This window comes from Paenibacillus endoradicis (genome assembly GCF_024721975.1).
In genome coordinates, this window is record NZ_JANQBB010000002.1 from 707,056 (window position 1) to 728,517 (window position 21,462).

A 21,462-nucleotide genomic window follows, 5' to 3' on the forward strand; every position below is an offset into this window, starting at 1 on the left:
CTGTGACTCTTCTCTGTTCCTTTCGAGATTTCCTTCTTCTAAAAATCCATTTGCCTGATCATACAATTGATTAAGCTACCTATCAGTCACTCTAATTAAATAAATTATACTAGAAACACCCCAATGACAGTATTGTCATTGGGGTGTTTCTCACGTAACCTTCTAATTATATAGTCAGCTCTCTATATTCATTGGTAGTTTAGCTTATTTATAGTTTCTGCTCATTTTCTACAGCTGCGGTTAAGAAAGCTAAAGCTAATCCTTGACCCCAACCTTGTGCCCATTTTTTAGGTATATCTAAATACCCTTCTATATCGTTCATAACAGCAGTACCCGCAGATACATTCAATACTCTTCCGTTATCAGCAATATTTGCTAATATACCTTGTAGTGATTTTTGAGCATATTTTCCGTGTAGTGGATTGCTTTGAGTAACCATCGCCGCAGCAATACCAGCAGAAGCAGATACTTCACCGTAAGATTGAGAATGATCAAGAACTGTACCCCATAGTCCATCTTCCCTTTGTAATCTCTTTAGAGCAGCTAATTGATCACGCAATGAACAATCAATATGCATAAAGTTAGGATATAAATATGGTTGTGGAAGTACTTTTCCTACTCTAGACATCGTGTACGCTGCCCAAGCATTGGCACGAGCCCAGTACATTCCAGACATATGATCTTTATTAACATTATTGTAGCCATGATACCATAGCCCCGTCTTCTCATCCTGCAAATAATTGATATGCCAGTAATATTGATGAAGAGCATCGTCTATTAGAGATTTATCCTCAAGCATAACTCCCACTCGTAGTTCCAAATATGCTGCCATGAATAGCGTATCTGCCCAGCATTGCTCAGGAAAATCATTGTTAGCAGATACCGTATGTTGTAATACATTGTCTCCGAATCGAAGTGCATGATTCTTTATGTAATCTATCTTGCTCATAATAAGATCAAGATATTTCTGATCATTGGTTTGTTCGTATAATGTCACCAACATATGTCCCATTGCACATGTATTTACCGTCCATGTAGGGAGACCTGCTTCAATATATTCATCACACCAGGATGCCATTCTATCTAAATAATTCTGTTCACCTGTAACTTCAAATGCTCGGCTTACGCCATAATAGGCAACTCCACATGGCCAATCCCATGTTAGATCCATACTTAACGTATAATCTACAACACGATCAATAGTAGACTTCAATTCATTTGTACTTGTGTTTAATTTCATTATGTATCCCTCCTAAATCGAAGCTCTTGCATCTGCAAGAGCTTCGGTTGTTTTGGATATGATATTCCGCGTTTTGAACTACCTCTTAAAATACAGGTTCAAAATTTACTATCTGAAGTTGCCTTTATCAATAATTTCCTGCTTCTCATCAAGAATTTCTTGATAACCAGCATCTAGATAAGTTTTCTTAGCTGCTTCGTAAAGTGTATCAAATTGAGCTTCAGGAGATGTTACGATTTTAATGTAAAGTTCTTGGAACAATTCATTAAGATCAGCTTTATATTCACCAACAGTAGCTACAACATCAGTAAATAGAGCATCTGGAGTACGGTATGGGGCAGTATCAACATAGTTTTTCAAGTGAGTTTCAATTAGAGACTCGTATCCTACTGGTGCCCAGTTTCTAATTTGAGATTTCTTGTTAATTTCTGGATCTGGGTATTGTGCACTTTCTGTTACAAGAGCCCAATAATCTTTGTTATTATTCATAGATAGTACAGATTCACCAGTGTATTCTAAATTCTTAACAGCAAGACCGTCTGCATCAAGTGTATAGTTTTCACCTTCTACACCATTTTGCAAGAAGAATAGAACTTCTGGTTGGCTCATCCACTCTAAGAACTTCCAAACTGCAATACGCTCAATTTCAGGCGTTTCATAGTTAATACCCATAATAAAGCCAAACGGCCAGTAAGCACGACCTTGAGGTTGAAGCCCCTCTGGAATAGCAGCATTAGGTGGAAGAATAGCAAATTCAGCTTTTGGATTGTTTGCTAACGTCGATGAGATTACGTCTGAATTACTAGCTAGATAAGTAGCATAAGTACCTGTTCTTCCTGATACAAACTCTGATTTAACTTTGTTGTCATCGTCACGTAAGTAAAACTCTTTATCAAGAAGTCCATTATTGTATTGATAATTCAAGTTACGAAGGTAACGTTCTGTTGCTACAGTCGTAAGATCTGCTACGGAAAGATCAGAATAAAGTGCACGATATGCTGGGTCAATTGGCCAATCGCGGAATCCATAGTTAAAGTTGAAGTTATTGCGAACCAAGGCTCCACTTGTAACTCCTAAGCCAGCTTCTTTCCATTTAACTAGCATTTCATTATATTTCTCTAGAGAAGTTAAATCCTCTAATTTCATACCAACTTGTTCAACCCAGTCTTTACGAATCAAAGTTAAGAAGTTATCTGCATCAGGACGACTTGCAAAGAAGAAAATTTTCTCATCATTAATCGTACCGTACTGCTCAATAGTTGAACTCATATTACCCCAATACGTAGGAGCGTAATTTGCAACTTCATCATAATTAATAGGTTGTAAAACTTCTTCGCTGTAATAAGCGATTTGTTGTGGCATATCATAGTGGAAAACGATATCTGGTGCTTTATGAGCTGCAAGTAACTGTTGGAAATCTTGTACTTCATTACCACGAGAAATAGGTACATATTTAACAGTTACATTATTTTTATCTCCAAATTCTTTTTGAATCCAGCGAGTATAATAGTTGTCAGCAACGTTCCAACCTTCAAAGGCACGTTCATATACAGGAATTTCAATCGTTACATTTTCTGGGAAACCTGCAGAATAATCAGGAAAAGCACCCTCGACTACGTCATTTGTTGTTGTAGGAGGAGCTGATGTTTTATCTGTGTTTGCAGGTGTATTATTACCTTTCGAACTACAAGCAGACAATACACCAAATAACATAACTAACGTTAAAACTATAATTACTAATTTTCTATTTCTCATTGCAAATTGCCTCCCTAATTAATATTAATGAAACAGTATTTAGTCCTTTTATTCTTTAACGGCACCAAGCATTTGGCCGCTAACAAAATACTTTTGAATAAATGGATAGATACAGACAATGGGAACAGTAGCAAAAATAACGCAAGCTGCTTTTAATACATCGGGATTCGTTACTTGTACCATAGTTGCCTCAAGTTGAAAACTCTCACTTGCTTCAACGACCATATAATACAACTTTAATTGCAGTGGACGCAGATCCGTATTCATTTTAATATAGAACATCGCATCTTGGTATGCATTCCATCTGCCGACTGCATAAAATAGAGACAATGTTGCAATAATCGGCTTAGAAAGCGGAAGCACAATATTGAATAATACCCTGAAGTGTCCTGCTCCATCAATACGTGCGGATTCCTCTAAACTCACTGGAATACTACTGGCAATCGCACTTCTCATAATTAAGAAGTTAAATGCACTGAATGCTTGAGGTAATATAAGCGCCCACATTGTGTCTAGTAATCCCAGCTGATTAATAAGCATGTACTCAGGAATAATTCCACCGCTGAAGTATAGCGTGATTAAGAAGATGAATGACAGGAATTTCCGTCCTTTAAGTTGTTTTCGCGATAAAGGATATGCTGCACAAATCGTAATAATCATACCAAGTATTGTAAACGCTATCGTTACTACAACGGATACATATAGAGATCGTAGAATAGATGCATCACCTAAAACTTTTCCATATGCATCAAAATTGAATCCTAGCGGCCATAGCATTACTTTATTCGCCAATACATAGGCATCTTTACTCAAAGATTTGGCTAAAGTATGTACTAGCGGTAACAAGCATGCTAATGATGTCATAACCACAAAGATATTGATTAGAACATCCCAAATATCGAACCGTTTTTTTCGATTCACCATAATTAGGTTATTAGATGCTTTCATAGTTTGTCTTCCTTTCTACAGTAAGCCGTCCTCGCCGAGTTTTTTGGCAATTCTATCAGCGATGATAACTAGTGCAAGCCCTATAACTGCCTGAAAAAGTCCTAGTGCAGTAGCTCGACTGAAATGTCCACCTTCAATACCCCAACGATAAACTAATACCTCTATAGTTGTTGTATACTCAGTAGTCGCCTTATTCGCGAGTGCAGAAATCCTTTCAAAGGAACCGCCCATCACTTTACCTAAATTCATGATCAATAAGGTAACTATTGTCACTCTAATACCAGGTAGTGTTACGTTCCACATTTTACGCCAGCGTCCTGCACCATCGACAAACGCTGCCTCATATAGCTCCGGATTAATAGAAGTTATAGAAGCTAAATAAATGATTGTCCCCCAGCCCATACTTTGCCAAACTCCGATTGCTAAATAACTGATCAGCCAGTTATTATCCTCTTGCAAGAATGGAATCCGTGTTCCACCTAATGAATCAACAATATTATTGATGACACCATTACCTAAACTTAGTAGCTGATAAGCAATTGCACCTATAATAACCCAAGATAAGAAGTGAGGAAGGTACAATAGTGATTGGTTAATTCTTTTCATTCTTACACTTTTAATTTCATTGAGTAATAATGATAGAACTATCGGTGCTGTAAAACTTAGTAGGAGGTCTGAAATATTAAGTAGTAACGAGTTTTTAACAGCTCTTCCAAAATCGCGTTTTTCAAAGATATCGAGAAATACTTGGAATCCTACCCAATCACTATCCCAAAAACCTTTCGCAATTTTATAGTCCTTGAAAGCAACTACCGTTCCGAACATTGGCGATATTTTGAAAAGAACTACAAAAATGATCGGGAGCAGAAGCATCAAGTACAACTCTTTGTCACGCTTTAAATAGTAGAAAATTCCTTTACCGTCAACATCACGAGTTTTTAAAGCGTTTACAATTTTCACATTTTCCACCTCCTCCTTTGGCTTACAACCCTTTTTATTATTTGATATTTACCACGCTGTGCTCTGATTGAGCGGAGAAGCTGATTCAAATACTACACTGATCATCACTAAAAGATAAATCGTATATTTTGATTGTTACTATCATTTTTGATAATTCGAAATATCCCGCATTGTTACTGGGTTCAATGATATTTATAAGCAATGAATCAGTTCAAAATTACGGGATATTCCCATCTATTTCTGTATCATTTCTACCTAAATGACCTAAATTAAAAGCGCTTACATTACCAATATAATCAAAATTCATCATCACAATCAAAACTAATCATTACGTTTAGATGATTTATAACTACTAGGAGTCACACCTTCATATTTACGGAAAAAACGATTAAAACTTTGGATATTGTTATAACCAACTTCAGTCGCAATTTGCGTAACAGTAAGAGTATTTTCTACAAGCAGCTGCTTAGCTTTTTGTATACGCTTATTGTTAATGTAATTAATTAAGCTATCTCCAGTTAACTCCAAGAAAAGCTTACGCATATACGAATAACTAATACCTATTTCCTTAGCCATATCCTCAAAAACAATGTCTTCACAAAAATGTTGATCAAGGAATGCTAATATTTGTTCTTCATAATTAATCTCGTTTGAGCTTTGTTCAATATGCTTACTAATATCTCTAAAAAATTCTCTCAAATAGCTCTCAAGCTCATCCAATGTATCTTTAGACGCAATTGTTGAATATATATTTCCTCTGTTTGCAAAAATAGCTGACGTATTCATATTCTTTTCACTCAGATGTTTAATCGTTACCCCGACTAATTGGTTGTAAATAAATAGTATATTGTCATACGAAATATATTCAGCCGATTCAATCTGCTTGCGAATACTATTAAGATCTACAAGTATAAGCTCAAAATCTCCTGTATCTAGAAAATTAAGAATACGTCTCTCACTGTTTATAGGATAAATATATTTTTTATTACTCTGTGATTCCTGTCTCCAGTAAATGATTCGACCATTTCCTTTAATCATACGATGCTTAATTAAATCCATTGCTTCGAGCAATTTATCTGGTATCGTAACCGTCGATTCCGTTACACTACTAACACCGATCGTTACAGTATGACCAAAAACTTCACATGCAGTGTCTCGAATATTCTCTATAGCTTTTTTAATATCCTCATACTTTGTAATCTCTTCTTCTCCAACATTGACGACTAATGCCATTCTTCCTTCACCATAGTAGACTGTTTTAATGTAAATGCCTTGTGGAAGTTGGCTTTCATATTGCGATATAAATAAAAAGCGATGATAAGATCGTACCTCTGGGCTTGTATTGTTAACGTACTTGCTATATTGATCCAATGACATCATGGCAAGTATATAATACTTCTGAGGAAACATTTCGAGAAGCAGTTCTTTTTTCTTACTATCTAATGCATCACCTCTAAGTAAATGATGAATTGTTAAACTACATGAATCTTGTTCATGTTCTACGATTAGCTTATTAAGTTTATCTTCTTCTTCTTGCATTCTGTGAAATACGGTATCAAGAAATGCCAACTCATTTTTACCTGTTAAGCTTAAATTACTACGTAATCGAATGTTGCGAACTAATTTTCGCAAAGGTCTAGATAGCCATGTAGCTAGAAGAACAGTAAGAACTGTACCAAGCAATATAATGACTATGGTAAGTATAATAATATCCCGCTGCACAGCCCGAGTCTGGGACATTAACTTATCCATAGAATATATATTTACATAAAGCCATTGAGACATATTAGAACTACTCCAAGTGTAAAGTAGACGCTCCCCTTCACTTTCATGAAAAACGTATCCTTTTTTCTGTTTTTGTTTTAATAATTCCGATATAAATGGATTATCAGCTACATTTGTAAGCAATAAATCTTTATTTTCTTGTGAAATAATTGTTTTCTCTGCTGCATCAATTAGAAAATAACTATTCTTTTGTTGATCAGAGACATTCATATATTTAGCAATTTGAGTTTCTTTTAAATTGACAACAAGCGTTCCTTGTGTGGACGTTGATAAACTATTCAAAGGCAATAGATAAGATAAAACCACTTCGCCATTCCCCATTTTCCTTGGGTACCAAACACCAGCAATGCCTTCCTTTTTGCTAAGGGCGTCATCTATCCAATCAATGGATTCATACCGCTCCAACAATGTAATTCCTTTATCCGATGAAACAATGTAATCAGCATCGTTTAGATAAAAATAAGCAGAGTATACCCCGTCATTTGTGCGAATTATGCGCTGAAGCTCCTTAAACAGTGAAAGAGCACGTTCAACACGATTATAATCGGCATTAAGCTGTACGAAAGTTTTATACTGGCGAATACCATCAACCGTTTTAGAAGAAGCAAGCTTAACAGTATCCTGAGCGATGTAATCTAAAGCGTTTTCATTTAAATTGAGATTGGATTCTAATCTAGCCAATGAGGACTCAGCTATTACTTGTTCAGAATTTCCTAGAATCTGCGTGCCACTATACCAAGTCATAATAGAAATTGGAATAATCATGACACAAAAAAGAATTAGTACTAGTTGCAACATCATCGGAAGACGTTTTATGATACATCACCTCTCCATAGATCTTTAATTTTAATTACAACATCGTTTGAATTAGTACCAATTGTTTGGGTGCTCATCCTAAATAGATTTGTTATTATTTAATTGTTTTACTAATAATTGTATCATGTTTGTTTTTGTTTGAATATACATAAATACCAAAAACAAACAGAACAAAATACAATCTATTGTATGTTTTGTAAGTCATTTTTCTTTTTTCACTTCTATTTACTCAAAAAAAAGATTGTTATTGAGGGTTCAATACCTCTAGATAACAATCTATTTCACTAGTTAACTTATTAATTTTCTATGATTTCTGATACCCCATATATTTTTAATATATCATTAGAGCATCTATTCTCACATATTTTATACAGAAAATATTTTGCACTATAATCTCTGATGATTTCTATATTATTATTTTGAAGAATTTTATCCACATTGATTATATACTTCTCAAAATCTGGACTATCAACCATATCAAACTCCATTCCATTTTTCATATAAACCTTATATACAAAGTAATATCTATCTGGACTGTTACGAGATTTGAAAGTTCTGTAAGTCGCTTCAACATAGGATATATCACTAAAATTATACATTCTAACTTTGCTATCTCTATTTTCTCTAATTAAAATATGTTCTTTTGTTATGTCATAATAGTCATATGATGCTTTAATTGTATTTAATATATTTCCTAATAACATAATAGATACAATCGAATTAAAAATAATTTTCATTTTTCTCGAACGAAAATTAAATTTAAAAATCATCCATATAAATATATAAAGTATAGATGATATAAACACCCAAAATTCAGCATTATTACTTGCATCGCCAGGTATAAACAATAAACTATTATTATCAGAAAATATACTTGATTGAATCTTTTTTGCTACATTACTAAATAGTAATGATATAGACATCATAATAGCCATAGCCAATGGAAAAAATGCTATTTTTATAAAATTATTAAAAAAACCTTTTCCATATTCTATCCTATCTGCTAACCTCTCATGTATATCTCTCTTGTCCGTCATAACTTTTCACATTCCTTAACTTAAGAGTTTCTTTCAAGTACTTGTGACTTATAATTTTACGTTCACTTTAAATGTAATTTTTTATTTTTTTGTTAATTATTGTATCATTCATATGTTGCAATACACAAAAACATTTGATTCCACAATTAGAGTATGGCAACTTAAATGGAAGTAATAAAGAGGGGCAAGTTGCCCCTCTTTATTACTTCCATTTTTATTTCTACCTAAGGAACGATAGACATTATACAAGTTTTCTATACTGGTTGTTATAACAGATAAGTTCAATGATCACTTTTAATTAATAAATATAAGAAATAAGGTGCACCAATTAAGGCAACGATAACTCCTGCTGGAATTTCAGTATTTGCTACTACCATTTTGCCAAGAGCATCTGCAATAACGACTAATCCTCCTCCGATCAATAAACATGCAGGAATCGTTAATTTATGTGCATGACCAAATAATTGCCTAACTAAATGTGGAACTACTAGCCCTACAAATCCAATACTTCCACTAACCGCAACCGCTGGTGCTGCTAATAACACACTACAAACTAAAAACCAAACGCGATATTTATTTACAGACGCACCTATACTAATTGATATTGGATCGTTAAGCTTTAACACATCAAGTAAAAGATGATTACGAATTAATAAAGGGACAATAATAATTAACCAAGGAAGCATAGCATACACATCGCTCCAATTACTATTACCTATATTTCCTGCCAACCATACCTTTATCATTTGATATTGCGAAGGATCTAGTATGTATGTTAGTACTATCATAAATGCACTAATAGCAGCAGCGATAGCAACCCCTGTATAAATCAATCGAATGGGAACAATGCCATCATTACGATCATATGAAAGTAAAAATAATAGTGCTACAACGATAAATCCACCCATTAGAGCATAGAGTGGTTGGACATAAGTATGAACGCTAGTGGAACTATTTTGTAAAAGCAAAAATAGCATCATTGTTAACCCAGCTCCGGCATTTATCCCTAATATTCCTGGATCAGCTAATGCATTTCGACTTATTGCTTGCAGAAGCATTCCTGCAATGGCTAACGCTCCACCAACTAGAAAAGCTAGTATCATACGAGGTATACGGAATTGAAAAAGTACAAGCTCCTGCCTCGAAGTTCCATCCCCTAATAAAGTTTTCCATAATTCCTGTAAGCTTAAACTACTTTGACCGGTAGACAAACTAAACAAACAGCCAAGAAGTAAAATTATTGCTACAACTATAAATTTCCATCTTAATGTCACTATAGCCCCCGCCTTTCTTTACGTGCCAAAAACAGAAAGAACGGAATACCGATAACAGCAATTACAGCTCCTACAGGAATTTCATAAGGAGCATTTACGATTCGAGCAACTAAATCAGTAAGCACTACAATTATAGCTCCGAGAATTGCTGATAACGGAATTATAAAACGATAATCTACACCGACTAAATAACGTACCAAATGTGGAGCAAGTAACCCAATAAAGCTTACAGATCCAGCTAGTGCACATGATATGCCAGCTAACATAAATGCGGATAATAGTGAAAGACTCTTTATAAGCTTAATATTAACTCCAAGCCCTTGCGCTGTTTCTTCCCCTACATATAGCAGTGTAATCGATTTTGAAATTGCGATAGCAAGTAATAGTGCTAGTATCATCCAAGGTAACATTTGCTGTAAATGTGCCATACTAATGCCACTTAAGCCTCCCCCATACCAAAAAGCTACCTGTTGTGAAACTGAAAAAAAGATACTTATACCTTCACTTAAGGCCGTTAGCATTGAAGATATTGCAACCCCAGCCAATACAAGTCGAATAGGTGTCAAACCTCGTTTACTTAACAAGCCAACACTAAATACTAAACCCGCTCCTAACGCCGCGCCTATAATACAAAGCCAAAGTGACCCTGTAAATGTAAGCGTCGGTAGAAAAATCATAGCAATTACTAACATGACTCCTGCCCCAGCATTTAATCCAAGAATACCTGAATCAGCTAAAGGATTACGACTAATTCCTTGAATAATAGCGCCACTTACTGCAAAACCAGCCCCTGTGGCCATAGCTGCAAGAACACGGGGTAAGCGAATGGACTGGATTACTTGATGATTAGTAACCATCTCATCAAAAGCAAAAATCGACAAAAACACATCTGAAAAAGGAATTTTTTTCGCACCTAGTGCCATTGCGAGTATCAAAACACCTATTAATAGTAAAAAAAATAATATTAGTAACAAGAAAAATGATAACTTTTTAGCCCCTTTTATAGTATCAGGACTAGGCTCTGAATATGGTCTACTTATTGATGATTCATGAACATTTGAGGCCAATATTTCCAATCCTTTCCCTTCACTTTGCAAAAAGAGCCAGCCAAGGGCTAGCTCAGGTGCACAACGAATATGATGTCTACTTAAATCGGATTAAGTTGTAAGCAGAAATTTAACTGCTCGACTTATAGAGCCAGATATTACACTAACATGCTCCTCATGCTCAAGCAGTGCCCAGCTTACTTCAAAGTTTGGACCGTGTAACGACATCATGCTTGTGCATAAATCCAAGCTATCCTTAACCATATACTCAAGCTCATCTCCACCAACAATCATAAGCGTTTTGAGTGCATTACTTAAATCGTTCTTTAACAACTGGCATTTAAATGCTTCATACTCATTTAATATTGCTTGATGATTCCACCATATTGATGCACTACTTGCAATATAATGTGAAAATAATGATGAGTGTGTATATAAAGTATGAAGGACAAATAATCCTCCCAATGAATGACCAAACAATGCTTGCTTATGCTTATCTATTACGTATTGCTGTTCAATGGTCGGCATTAATTCATTCTCAAAAAATGAAATCAGTTCATCTGCTCCCCCTAGATTAGGCCAAGGCTCCCCATTTGGGCGCTGTGGTAAATTTTCTAACTCAGCTGGCATTGTTAAATCATACATTCGACGCTCTGTATCAAATGCTTCTCCACCAGGATAACCAATACCAACAACAATAGCTGAATGATATCCTTTAGGTTTCCGCGTCAGTAATCGAGTAATTTCAGCAGCTGTTTCAAATAGTCCATTACCATCTAGTACGTAGATAACACCATAGCCATCCTTTGCAGGTTCATCAAAAGGTTTTGCAATGAAAATTTCATAATCTAAATCATTTACTGTATTCGTAATTAGCATCGTTTCATAATTGGGCTTAGTGTACGGCTTAATGATCACGGTTGTAAAAACTCCACGATATCATCCATCGTTTTTTCATAAGCAATTAATCCACTTGATCTCCAGTGATCACCTTTTACCTCAAACACTTGACCAGATTGGACTGCAGGTAGAGCACTCCATAGTGGGCTATTTTTAATTTCTGATAGGAAGGCATCTCCAAGACCGTCGTTGTCGTTAATAAAAATATAATCAGCTTCTAGATCTGATATCATTTCTAATGAAATATTAGCAGAGGATTGACCCTCTACAAGTGCACTTTGAGCAAATCCCAGCTCACTTAATACATAACCCCCGTAATGGAAGTTACCTACTAAAAAGATTGCACGAGCATTGGCATTAATATAAATAGCTTTTTTACCGGCAGTAATGCTAGCTAACTGTGCTTTTGTTGATTCTAACTTAGTATTGTAAGCAGAAATAGCTTCTGTTGCCTTTTCCTCTAAGCCTAATAATTGTGCAATCGTCTCTGTTGCTTCTACTACGTTACCAAGTGCATTTTCAAACACGTAAGTTGAAGCAATCTGCGAATAGTTTTCATGGACACCATTTTGTGCATAAAAAGCTGTAGGGAATAAAATTAACTCTGGCTCTAAATCTACTACAGTTTCTGGAGAAGGCACTCCATTAGCAAAGCTAATTTCTTGTACGCCACTCAGCGCATCCTGTAAATATTGTTGAGGGCTTGTACCAGTTGACCATTGAGCTACTGGAGTTACGCCCAGTGTTACTAAGTAATCCTCTAAGCCAGGTGCGTACACCTTATCTACTGACCCTGGAATTGATACCTCATTGCCTACTTGATCGGTTACTACGAATGGTTCTCTAATAACTTCTTCCTTATTCAATTCACTTGTTGTAACTGGTGTAACCGTCGCTGGCTGATTTGCTTCATTATTACTTCCACAAGCTGTTAGTAGAACGGACAATATACCAACAATGACAACAAAACTTAATCTCTTCACATTAAACCCTTTCATAATTGACAATCCCTCTTTCGTATTTTCTCATTAATAATCATTCTCATTCGTTATTATATAAGAGATATGACATATTAACCATGTAATATATGATGGTTAGTCATGTACAATTTTAAGGTATCATCATAAACGCAACTTCCTCTAGCATTCGTCTTAATGCAATGGGAGAATACTCAAACCATGGGTCCGAATGTATCACATATGTTTGTTGATCTTTTACAGCCTCTAATTGTTTAAATCCGATATTTCTTTGCAGATGATGCCATGTTGCTCGTGATTCATCATCGGGGCATATAATAGTAAATAGCTTATCTACATTCATTATTGCTAGCTCATCTAATGTAATTTCTTCATTATACGTTCCAGAATGTTCATAGCTAGCTACTGCTCCTAAATCTTGATATATAAGATGCTGTATGCCTGTATTACAATAAGCAAATATGTGGCTTTGATAGATTCGTATAATTAGAACTTTAGGTTGATTAGCTATCCAACCTAATTGTCCACGAATCTCCTCTAATCGCGTTTTATATTGCGTGATCCACTGTTCTGCTTCTTTTTTTCTATTTAATAAAACGGCAAGCTCAGTTAATACCATTAAGCAATTTTTCTTATCATCTAACCAATAAATAGGAAAATGATCCTCCATCAGTTTTACCATTTCTGATGGTAAATCTCTTGGGGATATAAGAAGATCGAATTGCAATTGAAATAGCTCATTTAGATTACAATAATTTTTATTGTTAATTAGTGAAATCTTATGCTCTATTTGTTCCTTCCACAAATTAAAGTAGTATGGTGTCCATTTTGCACTTAATGGTGCAGCAAATGGTACCAGTCCAGCTGCATGTAAATATCCCATCATATTACCTGTAACAACTCCAATATGAGACTTTTGCTGACCACTATATATTGTAGGTGGCACACCTTCAACCTTTTTGAACACTCGACTAAAATAAAATTCATCACTATATCCAACCGCTTCAGCTATAAACTTCATCCGAACATCTTCATTTTGTAATAGTTGTTTAGCCTTTTGAATACGTAACTGTGTAACAAACTCCATTGGACTTTGATGATATGCTTGTTTGAACGCCGATGAAAAGTAACTGGAGCTAAGACCAGTAATGTCTGCTAAATGCCCTAAAGATAATTGCTTCGTGAAATTCTCTTCTATATACTGTCTAACTTCACTTAAATCTGTTTTATGAAACTGTTTTTGCATCTCGTCACCTCTTTACTGCCTCTATAAACATTCAGCTTGTTTATTAATTTTCGCCAATTGATAATGATTATCAATTATACTTTCCTTTTATAAAACAAGCAACTATATGAATCGGTTGAGTTGTAAGCAGATAGAGAAGGGATAAGATACTTTATCTCATTGAGATGAATAGCAAAAAGAGGGGCAAATCGCCCCTCTATACTAATCCCGCTAATATATTCTAAAATTTGAAAGCACGAATCGTTCACCGTAATCTGTCATCAAACATTAATTGAATTTGTATACCGAATGGGTCTTCAATAATGCCGTATGCTTTGCTAAACACATTATTAGATAAAGGTGCTATAATCTTCACTCGCTCATCAGTAATTAAGCTACTATAAAAATGTTCAATTTCAGCTAAGTCAGCACTTTGAATACATAATGATGTGTTATTCCCAACTGCATACTTTTCACTAATATTCATCGTATCTTCCGCTATCATTATTTTAGTTTTTCCGATTAATAAGACAGAGTGAGAAATGTAATTTTTATTTTCATCAGTAAGCTGGATTGAGCTATCACGTTTTGCGATGTCTTGATAGGTCACAAGTAACAATTGCTCTGCATTAAAATGTTTTTCGTAAAAATTTATTGCCTCATGTGCTCTTCCATTCATCGACAAGAAAATAGCTATTTCTAATGTTGTACTCATCATATTATTCTCCTTTTATTCATTGATTTTAGGTAAGTACTTATACATTTGATTTATTACCTTAAACTTATTATCATATAAAAAGATATCAAATCACGACACCTTTTAAGGGGATTACTATGCAAAAATCAGAACGATTAAATGACATGATCAGATATTTGAACGGTCGAGAGTACTTTAATCTAATTGACCTAATGAATAAATATAATATTTCAAAAAGCACTGCTCTTCGCGATATTAGTTCATTGGAACAATTAGGTATGCCTATATTTTCGGAACATGGCAGACACGGACGGTATGGTATCTTAAAAAACAGATTGTTATCACCTATTATTTTCACTCTAGATGAAGTGTACGCACTGTATTTTGCGATGTTGACGTTACAATCTTATCAATCAACACCATTTCATTTAAGCGTTAATAAATTAAATGAAAAATTTGAAAACTGCCTTTCTATAATGCAAATAGAGCAGATTCATAAAATGAAAAAAGTGCTTCAATTTGAAGTATATCCGCATAATAATGTTAGTGTTTTTTTAGATAAAATCCTTAAAAGTATTATTAGCGAGAGTTTCTGTAACATTCAATATGTAAAGAATAACCAGAAAAAAAGTTACCATGTTCAGTTTTTCAAAATTTCCGCTAAGTTCGGTCAATGGTATGCTGCAGGAATAGAGCTACATACGAATAAATATAGAGTGTTTAGATGTGATAGAATAACCTTTATTGAAGAAATTGAAGAAGAGGAAACCAATTCTCGCTTTTTAATAGATGAACTCCTTGAACGATCATTAGAAATATATCAATCTGGGAACAGTATTAATTTTCAAGTAGAGATTGTAGATCAAGCAAAGGATATTTTTTATAAGGAACATTATCCTTCTATGCAACTAGAGATTAATAATAAAACAGTGATAAAAGGATTCTATACTCTAGGAGAAGAAGAGTTTATAGCTAACTATTTCATGAGGTATGGTCATTTTGTTATATCAGTGAAGCCAGAATCATTAAAACAAATTATTCAAGATAAAGTGAAAAATCTATTAAATCACTATCAAAACTTATAAACTAGCATCGATGCTGAGTTTAAATTTAAAACTAGTCGCGATATTTACTGAAGCACTTATACTAATCTACATTCATCGCTGGAATAAGAAAGGAATACACGCATTTTGTGTTAAATTACTTGGTATGATGAAATTAATAAACAAAGCTTCTTATAAATATATAGTCATCATTACATTATTTTTCGGCGTTCTCCTCGGACTGCGTTGGGCTTGGTCCGAATTTTTTTCTACAGCAGCGTCCCCTCGCGTCGTCAATGGCGTACTAGACATGCGCGATTTGGATTTGGAGAACTCCTCTTCATTCTATTTGAACGGCCAATGGAAATTCTACCCTGAAAAATTAATTTCAAGTCAGGATATACAATCGAAGGTTGAACACTCCCGCAATATTCAAGTTCCAGGAGACTGGGGAGACGTGTTGAATAAGGATTCGGATTCCTCATACGGGTACGGAACGTATCGACTGACGATTTTAATCGATCCATTGAAACAACCTGTTGCATTCTGGATTCAAGGAATTCAAGCTTCATCGGAAATAGAAATTAATGGCGTAGTCTCGCGTGGTAGTGGCATACCTGCTTCAAACGTAAATGAATACACACCCAAGAATGTCTCTTACACCGCTCTCCATTCTGTTGAAAGGACAACTGAAATAGAATTACTTATTCGCGTTGCCAACTTCGACGACCCTAATGACGGTGGGATTACGCGCTCCATTCTCTTCGGTACTCAGGAATCGATTGATAAGATGCGTTGGGATTCCATTCTATTTCAACTCGTTACGTTTATTATTTTAATGCTTCATGGGATATATGCTTGTATTCTCTACTTACTCAATCCTAAAGATCGTGCCTTGTTGATTATGAGTCTGTTAACACTGACCGTTGGAATTTTAATAGTAAGTAGATATGATAATTTGCTCCTGGAATGGATTCCCATTAATTATTCATGGGCGGTAAAGATCAGGCTGGTCTCGTATCTGTGGCAAAACTTTTTCATTCTTATTATATTTAGAAGATTATCTGGGGTTTCTTCACCAAATGTATGGCTACGATTATACACATTAGCACTTTTTACAACTACAGGAGTACTATTGTTAGCACCCTCTTCATTTGTAAATGGAGTGTTTGATTCTAATATATTTATTGCGTTTAGTATGATTCCATACATATGGTTTATTTATATAGTAGGAACAATGATCTTCAAGAAACAATCCGACAATGACGTCATCTTCTTGCTGTTAGCAGCCGCAAGCATAATATCCAATCTGTCGTGGATTATATTTGGAAATGTACCCGTCTATTATCCAATCGATATCATCGCGACCTTTATCGGATTTTCGACCTATTGGTTTAAGAAATACTTTCGGAATTCTATGGAGAATGAGTTGCTAAACGATCAGTTAAAGAAATCTGATAAACTGAAAGATCAATTTCTCGCCAATACATCACACGAACTGAGAACACCACTACACGGTATTATGAATATCGCTCAAACTGTTGTTACAAAAGAAAATGAGAAGATGAATAAGCAAAGCGTTAAAGATATGGAACTACTTATATCAATTAGTCGCCGCATGTCGTATATGCTTGAGGATCTTCTCGATGTCGCACGGCTTAAGGAACACCGGATTGTCTTGCAACAAGAACCCGTAAAGATTCAATCGATCATTCCTGGCGTAATTACTATGCTAAAATTTATGACAGAAGGAAAATCTATTCAATTTCATCTTAATATCGCACAATCGTTCCCGCCAGTAATGGCCGATGAGAAGAGATTAATACAAATTTTGTATAATCTATTGCATAACGCCATTAAGTATACTGAAGAAGGAACCATCTCGGTTTCTACCGAGACTCGGGATGGGCATGCCATCATTCATATCTCCGATACGGGTGTCGGCATGAATGAGCAAACGAAAGCGCGAGTGTTTCTTCCCTATGAGCAAGGAACTTATGGAGTAAGTGATGGGAAAGGCATCGGACTTGGCTTAAGTATTTGCAAGCAGTTAGTGAGTTTACATGGTGGCGCATTGAAGGTTGACTCCGAACTAGGCAAGGGCTCCATATTCAGTTTTGATCTGCCATTAGCGAGCGTGGCGAATCTTCCATTGTCGCAACTGCCAAGCCATCCACACCAACTAATGGATGAAAGTGAAGTTGAAGTCTCCGGATTGTTTTTTCCGGCAATGGTTGAAGCTGAGGACTCCTTACTAATTCCACCACTTATGAATGAGGGGAAGGCGAATATTCTTGTAGTGGATGACAATACCGTCAACTTGAAAGTGCTTGTTAGCATACTTTCTACTGAGCAGTATAACATCACAACAGCACATTCAGCCCACGAAGTGTTTGCCTTGTTAGGCACACAACAGTGGGATCTGCTCATTGCCGATGTCATGCTGCCACATATGTCTGGCTATGAGTTGACGCAGAGAGTAAGAGAGAATTACTCAGTATCTGAGCTTCCGATTCTGCTGCTTACAGCACGTAGTCAGCCTGCTGACATCTACACCGGATTTTCATCGGGAGCCAACGATTATGTTACAAAGCCAGTAGACGCACTAGAGCTTAGATACCGAATTAGTGCACTAATTACGCTGAAGCAATCTATAAATCAACGTTTGCGTATGGAAGCCGCCTATCTTCAGGCACAGATTCATCCTCATTTTTTATTCAACACGCTTAATTCAATCATGGCACTTAGCGATATCGATACGGAAAAGATGCGAAATCTAAGTGATTCATTTGCATCATTTTTACGGATCAGCTTTAATTTTTTGAATACTGGAGAACTGGTCGAGCTTTCTCATGAACTCGAGCTTGTCGAATCATATTTATATATTGAAAAAGTGCGTTTCGAGGAAAGGTTATCTATCGTATGGGAGGTTGAATCCAACATTAGCTTGCTTCTCCCTCCGCTTTCACTGCAGCCGCTAATTGAAAATGCTGTCAAGCACGGTCTGATCAATCAGAACAAAGGAGTTACGGTATATATCCGAGTTGTTCGTCTGGACAATTCCACGCTTATTGAAGTACGTGATAACGGCAAAGGAATGGACGAAGAAAAAGTGAATCAGCTGTTGACTCCAACAATGAAGGGGAAGGGCGGAATTGGTCTGTCCAATACGAATAGACGATTGATACAATTGTATGGTCGAGGGTTATCTATATTCAGTAAACCCAATGAAGGAACAACGGTGTCGTTTATCATTCCGGACAGTAGATAGAAAGTCCGTCTTACTTTACTGTGAATCCCTTGGATTCTATGCTATTAAAGAAATGATAAGTTACCTTAGAGAATTGCATTAGATAACAAAAAGAGGGGCCACTTACCCCTCTTTACGATTTCCGTCAATACATCACAACTATAAGCGTTACTTGAACAACATTCGGAGAATTTAATATCTCCTTACATCATCCAATCAATAGATTCAAAATGTTTTCGCTTCTCCAGTCTTATAAGTAAAAATCTCTATACTCGCATTATCTTTTTCCTCTCCGCTTGCCAAAACCTTAAAGGAATGGTTTACTTCATTTTCTCCAGGAGTAAAGATAATTCTTTCACCACTGTTTACAACTGGATTCCAGAACACTAACTCACCAGTTATCTTATCCACGACCGCTAAACTTATCGTTGGCATTTTATCTGTCGTTTCCTTGATATCGATTGCTAATGTTTCGCCGTTCTTCATGACAAATGCGTTTCCAAGCTGTAGCCCTTGATTGCCTTCACCGTTATTAATAGTTTTGGGAAGTTTAGCTTTTCCGTTAAAAATGTTCATGTTTTTAACCTTCGTGTCATATGAAGTTAACTGTTTCGTGCCGACAACACCGCCATTTGGTAACTTGGATAAGTTGAATGTAAACTGTTCTGGGGTCACAACGTCCTCAATAACATAAGCTCCTCGCTTAATAAGCTCGTTGATAAACGCCTGATGATCGTAATTATTATTTTTGCTCTGGTAAGTCGTCAATTCAAAATTAATTTGGTTAATAATCATTTTTTTAATGACCTTGTCGTCAATATAAGCCTTTGCTTGGTCGCTCACAGCAACCGTTACTGTCTGTCCTGCTATCGATAAAGTTTTGTTTGTCATGTTGGCAACAGCAGTTTCTTTGTCCTGCCAATGTTGAACTACTTTATAGTAAGGTTCCGTACGGTTGTGGTTATCAATCTTTCGTCCGTCAGCATCGATATACAAATCTCCCGAAGTAACACTCCAACTTATTGGGGATGTCGAAGACTTAATTCCGAGCGTTCTTTGCACATTTTCTTCCATACTATTTACATAATTATAATAAGTTCTAATACCACCGCTAGATTCTGTAAGTGGTGTGGACGATTTTGCAAACACGACGGATGATGAGAAGACTGAAACTGCTACGATTAAAATCACAATAAGAGTTCCCATGAACATTCGCCTGCTATCGTTTTTCCGTTTCATAATGAGCGCAAACCTCCTGTATAGTTGTTTTTTATGTAGGGCCAAGCTGCTGTTCAGAACGGGTGATATTGATGAAGCAAAATGTAGAATCATCTCACTATATCGCTTCTTTTCCGCTGTCTTCAATCCTTTTGTTATTTTCTCATCTACGGAATATTCACAGGCCTCGCCTATATTAGACAAAGCTACATAAGACACTGGATTGAACCAATGCAAACTGTTGACTAATACCGCAAGTAGCTTAAACCAGATATCTCTTTGCTTGTAGTGAATCCATTCATGTTGTAATGCCAATTTATAGTCGTCAGAATTCATTTCTGTATTAGGAATAACAATAAGAGGCTTGAAAAATCCAATGATCATAGGAGAGTGTACATAATCGCTTACTACCACTTTCAAATTTTCCATACTGTCGATTGGGCAAGCGTGAATCACTTGCTTTTTAAATCGGAAATAACTGAAAAAGTAACGATACATCATAATGAAAAAACCACATAACCATATTCCGATGATCAACTGTTCTAAGGTTAAATGAGGGAAAACAAGATTTTCAGTTGATACAATGGGATATGCAAGTTGTTCTGGCGTTGACGTCCCGACCGCAGTAGTCGTCAACTCTACAGCGCTTGGCTCTGTATTTATCCTCTCTTCAAAGAAGGAAAGGTCCGGTTGAATCACAGGCACATTGACGGACAATGGGATTATAAATAGCAACAGCGCTACCAAACAGACACAATAATACCAGCGTCCACCGTATTTCGCGGCCAATCTCGTTCTTAACAAAATAAGTAACAAAGTCGCGATACTTCCAGAAATCGAGGTCATTAGTAACCACTTAATCATGATCATCCGCCTCGTTATTAATAAATTCCCGTAGTTCTTCGATGTCCTTCTTCGTTAAATTCTCGTCCTTAAACAATGCACTAATCAAACTTTTTGCAGAGCCATTATGTATGGAGCGCACGAAGCTCTGTGTTTGCATTTTTTGATATTCCTCTTTACTTATGGCTGCCCAATATTCATGAGCATGCGAACGCCCTAACTTAACAGATTGTAATGCCCCTTTGTCTAATAACCTGCCGGCAAGCGTGAGAATTGTCGTCGTTTTTTTGTCCGGCAATAGCTCCATAATCTCCTTTGTGGTCATTCTTCTTTCACTTTTCCATATGATTTGCATAATTTCCATTTCAGCATTAGTTATTTGCATATTATCATTACTCCTCCTTTCGTTTCTACAACTTGTTTATTATAATACAACTTGTAGAAGCGA

General features: G+C 35.9%; 16 protein-coding genes. 2 read left to right on the plus strand and 14 right to left on the minus strand.

Annotated features, from left to right (window positions below; translation table 11 throughout):
• Positions 1–208 precede the first annotated feature (208 nt).
• From NV377_RS09175 to NV377_RS09230, 12 genes are all read right to left on the minus strand, one after another.
• Positions 209–1,243 carry a glycoside hydrolase family 88/105 protein gene (locus tag NV377_RS09175; protein WP_373425817.1) on the minus strand — a complete coding sequence of 345 codons (1,035 nt, stop codon included), beginning with the start codon at positions 1,241–1,243 and terminating at the stop codon, positions 209–211.
• A gap of 105 nt (positions 1,244–1,348) precedes the next feature.
• The gene (locus tag NV377_RS09180; RefSeq protein ID WP_258200897.1) at positions 1,349–2,995 is read right to left on the minus strand and encodes an extracellular solute-binding protein; all 1,647 of its coding nucleotides are present in this window, start codon (positions 2,993–2,995) and stop codon (positions 1,349–1,351) included.
• Between the two features lie 48 nt (positions 2,996–3,043).
• The gene (locus NV377_RS09185; protein ID WP_258200898.1) at positions 3,044–3,943 is read right to left on the minus strand and encodes a carbohydrate ABC transporter permease; all 900 of its coding nucleotides are present in this window, start codon (positions 3,941–3,943) and stop codon (positions 3,044–3,046) included.
• A 15-nt stretch (positions 3,944–3,958) separates the two neighbouring features.
• The gene (locus NV377_RS09190) at positions 3,959–4,903 is read right to left on the minus strand and encodes an ABC transporter permease (RefSeq protein WP_258200899.1); all 945 of its coding nucleotides are present in this window, start codon (positions 4,901–4,903) and stop codon (positions 3,959–3,961) included.
• 321 nt (positions 4,904–5,224) lie between these two features.
• Positions 5,225–7,489, minus strand: coding sequence for an AraC family transcriptional regulator (locus NV377_RS09195; RefSeq protein WP_258200900.1), 2,265 nt, complete (start codon positions 7,487–7,489; stop codon positions 5,225–5,227).
• A gap of 311 nt (positions 7,490–7,800) precedes the next feature.
• Positions 7,801–8,541: a hypothetical protein gene (locus tag NV377_RS09200; RefSeq protein WP_258200901.1), complete on the minus strand. Its 741-nt coding sequence runs from the start codon at positions 8,539–8,541 to the stop codon at positions 7,801–7,803.
• Between the two features lie 281 nt (positions 8,542–8,822).
• Positions 8,823–9,815, minus strand: coding sequence for a FecCD family ABC transporter permease (locus NV377_RS09205; protein ID WP_258200902.1), 993 nt, complete (start codon positions 9,813–9,815; stop codon positions 8,823–8,825).
• On the minus strand, positions 9,815–10,891 hold the full coding sequence (locus tag NV377_RS09210) for a FecCD family ABC transporter permease (RefSeq protein WP_258200903.1): 1,077 nt from the start codon (positions 10,889–10,891) through the stop codon (positions 9,815–9,817). The genes NV377_RS09205 and NV377_RS09210 overlap by 1 nt, the downstream gene beginning before the upstream one ends.
• Positions 10,892–10,972: 81 nt before the next feature.
• Positions 10,973–11,779, minus strand: a complete 807-nt coding sequence (locus NV377_RS09215) for an alpha/beta hydrolase (protein WP_258200904.1) — start codon at positions 11,777–11,779, stop codon at positions 10,973–10,975.
• Entirely contained in the window at positions 11,776–12,759 is a 984-nt protein-coding gene (locus NV377_RS09220) for an ABC transporter substrate-binding protein (RefSeq protein ID WP_258200905.1), read from the minus strand. Before NV377_RS09220 ends, NV377_RS09215 begins: the two co-directional genes overlap by 4 nt.
• A 112-nt stretch (positions 12,760–12,871) precedes the next feature.
• On the minus strand, positions 12,872–13,984 hold the full coding sequence (locus NV377_RS09225) for a helix-turn-helix domain-containing protein (protein WP_258200906.1): 1,113 nt from the start codon (positions 13,982–13,984) through the stop codon (positions 12,872–12,874).
• A gap of 244 nt (positions 13,985–14,228) precedes the next feature.
• Positions 14,229–14,678, minus strand: a complete 450-nt coding sequence (locus NV377_RS09230; RefSeq protein ID WP_258201159.1) for a VOC family protein — start codon at positions 14,676–14,678, stop codon at positions 14,229–14,231.
• Between the two features lie 119 nt (positions 14,679–14,797).
• On the opposite strand from NV377_RS09230, the gene NV377_RS09235 reads away from it, so the two are divergent.
• Entirely contained in the window at positions 14,798–15,745 is a 948-nt protein-coding gene (locus tag NV377_RS09235) for a helix-turn-helix transcriptional regulator (protein WP_258200907.1), read from the plus strand.
• A gap of 124 nt (positions 15,746–15,869) precedes the next feature.
• A complete protein-coding gene (locus NV377_RS09240; protein WP_258200908.1) occupies positions 15,870–18,974 on the plus strand; it encodes a hybrid sensor histidine kinase/response regulator in 3,105 nt (1,034 codons plus the stop codon).
• Positions 18,975–19,178: 204 nt separating this feature from the next.
• Here the strand turns inward: NV377_RS09240 and NV377_RS09245 are convergent, their stop codons facing one another.
• The gene (locus NV377_RS09245; RefSeq protein WP_258200909.1) at positions 19,179–21,035 is read right to left on the minus strand and encodes a M56 family metallopeptidase; all 1,857 of its coding nucleotides are present in this window, start codon (positions 21,033–21,035) and stop codon (positions 19,179–19,181) included.
• Positions 21,028–21,399 (minus strand): BlaI/MecI/CopY family transcriptional regulator, encoded by a 372-nt coding sequence (locus NV377_RS09250; RefSeq protein WP_258200910.1) that lies wholly within the window; start codon positions 21,397–21,399, stop codon positions 21,028–21,030. The genes NV377_RS09245 and NV377_RS09250 overlap by 8 nt, the downstream gene beginning before the upstream one ends.
• Between the last annotated feature and the right edge of the window lie 63 nt (positions 21,400–21,462).

Excerpts from the sequence above, each read along its gene's own strand:
- NV377_RS09180 (WP_258200897.1), bottom strand. The coding sequence starts at position 2,995 with ATGAGAAATAGAAAATTAGTAATTATAGTTTTAACGTTAGTTATGTTA.
- NV377_RS09185 (WP_258200898.1), bottom strand. The coding sequence starts at position 3,943 with ATGAAAGCATCTAATAACCTAATTATGGTGAATCGAAAAAAACGGTTC.
- NV377_RS09195 (WP_258200900.1), bottom strand. The coding sequence starts at position 7,489 with ATGATGTTGCAACTAGTACTAATTCTTTTTTGTGTCATGATTATTCCA.
- NV377_RS09200 (WP_258200901.1), bottom strand. The coding sequence starts at position 8,541 with ATGACGGACAAGAGAGATATACATGAGAGGTTAGCAGATAGGATAGAA.
- NV377_RS09220 (WP_258200905.1), bottom strand. The coding sequence starts at position 12,759 with ATGAAAGGGTTTAATGTGAAGAGATTAAGTTTTGTTGTCATTGTTGGT.
- NV377_RS09225 (WP_258200906.1), bottom strand. The coding sequence starts at position 13,984 with ATGCAAAAACAGTTTCATAAAACAGATTTAAGTGAAGTTAGACAGTAT.
- NV377_RS09230 (WP_258201159.1), bottom strand. The coding sequence starts at position 14,678 with ATGAGTACAACATTAGAAATAGCTATTTTCTTGTCGATGAATGGAAGA.
- NV377_RS09235 (WP_258200907.1), top strand. The coding sequence starts at position 14,798 with ATGCAAAAATCAGAACGATTAAATGACATGATCAGATATTTGAACGGT.
- NV377_RS09240 (WP_258200908.1), top strand. The coding sequence starts at position 15,870 with ATGATGAAATTAATAAACAAAGCTTCTTATAAATATATAGTCATCATT.
- NV377_RS09245 (WP_258200909.1), bottom strand. The coding sequence starts at position 21,035 with ATGATTAAGTGGTTACTAATGACCTCGATTTCTGGAAGTATCGCGACT.
- NV377_RS09250 (WP_258200910.1), bottom strand. The coding sequence starts at position 21,399 with ATGCAAATAACTAATGCTGAAATGGAAATTATGCAAATCATATGGAAA.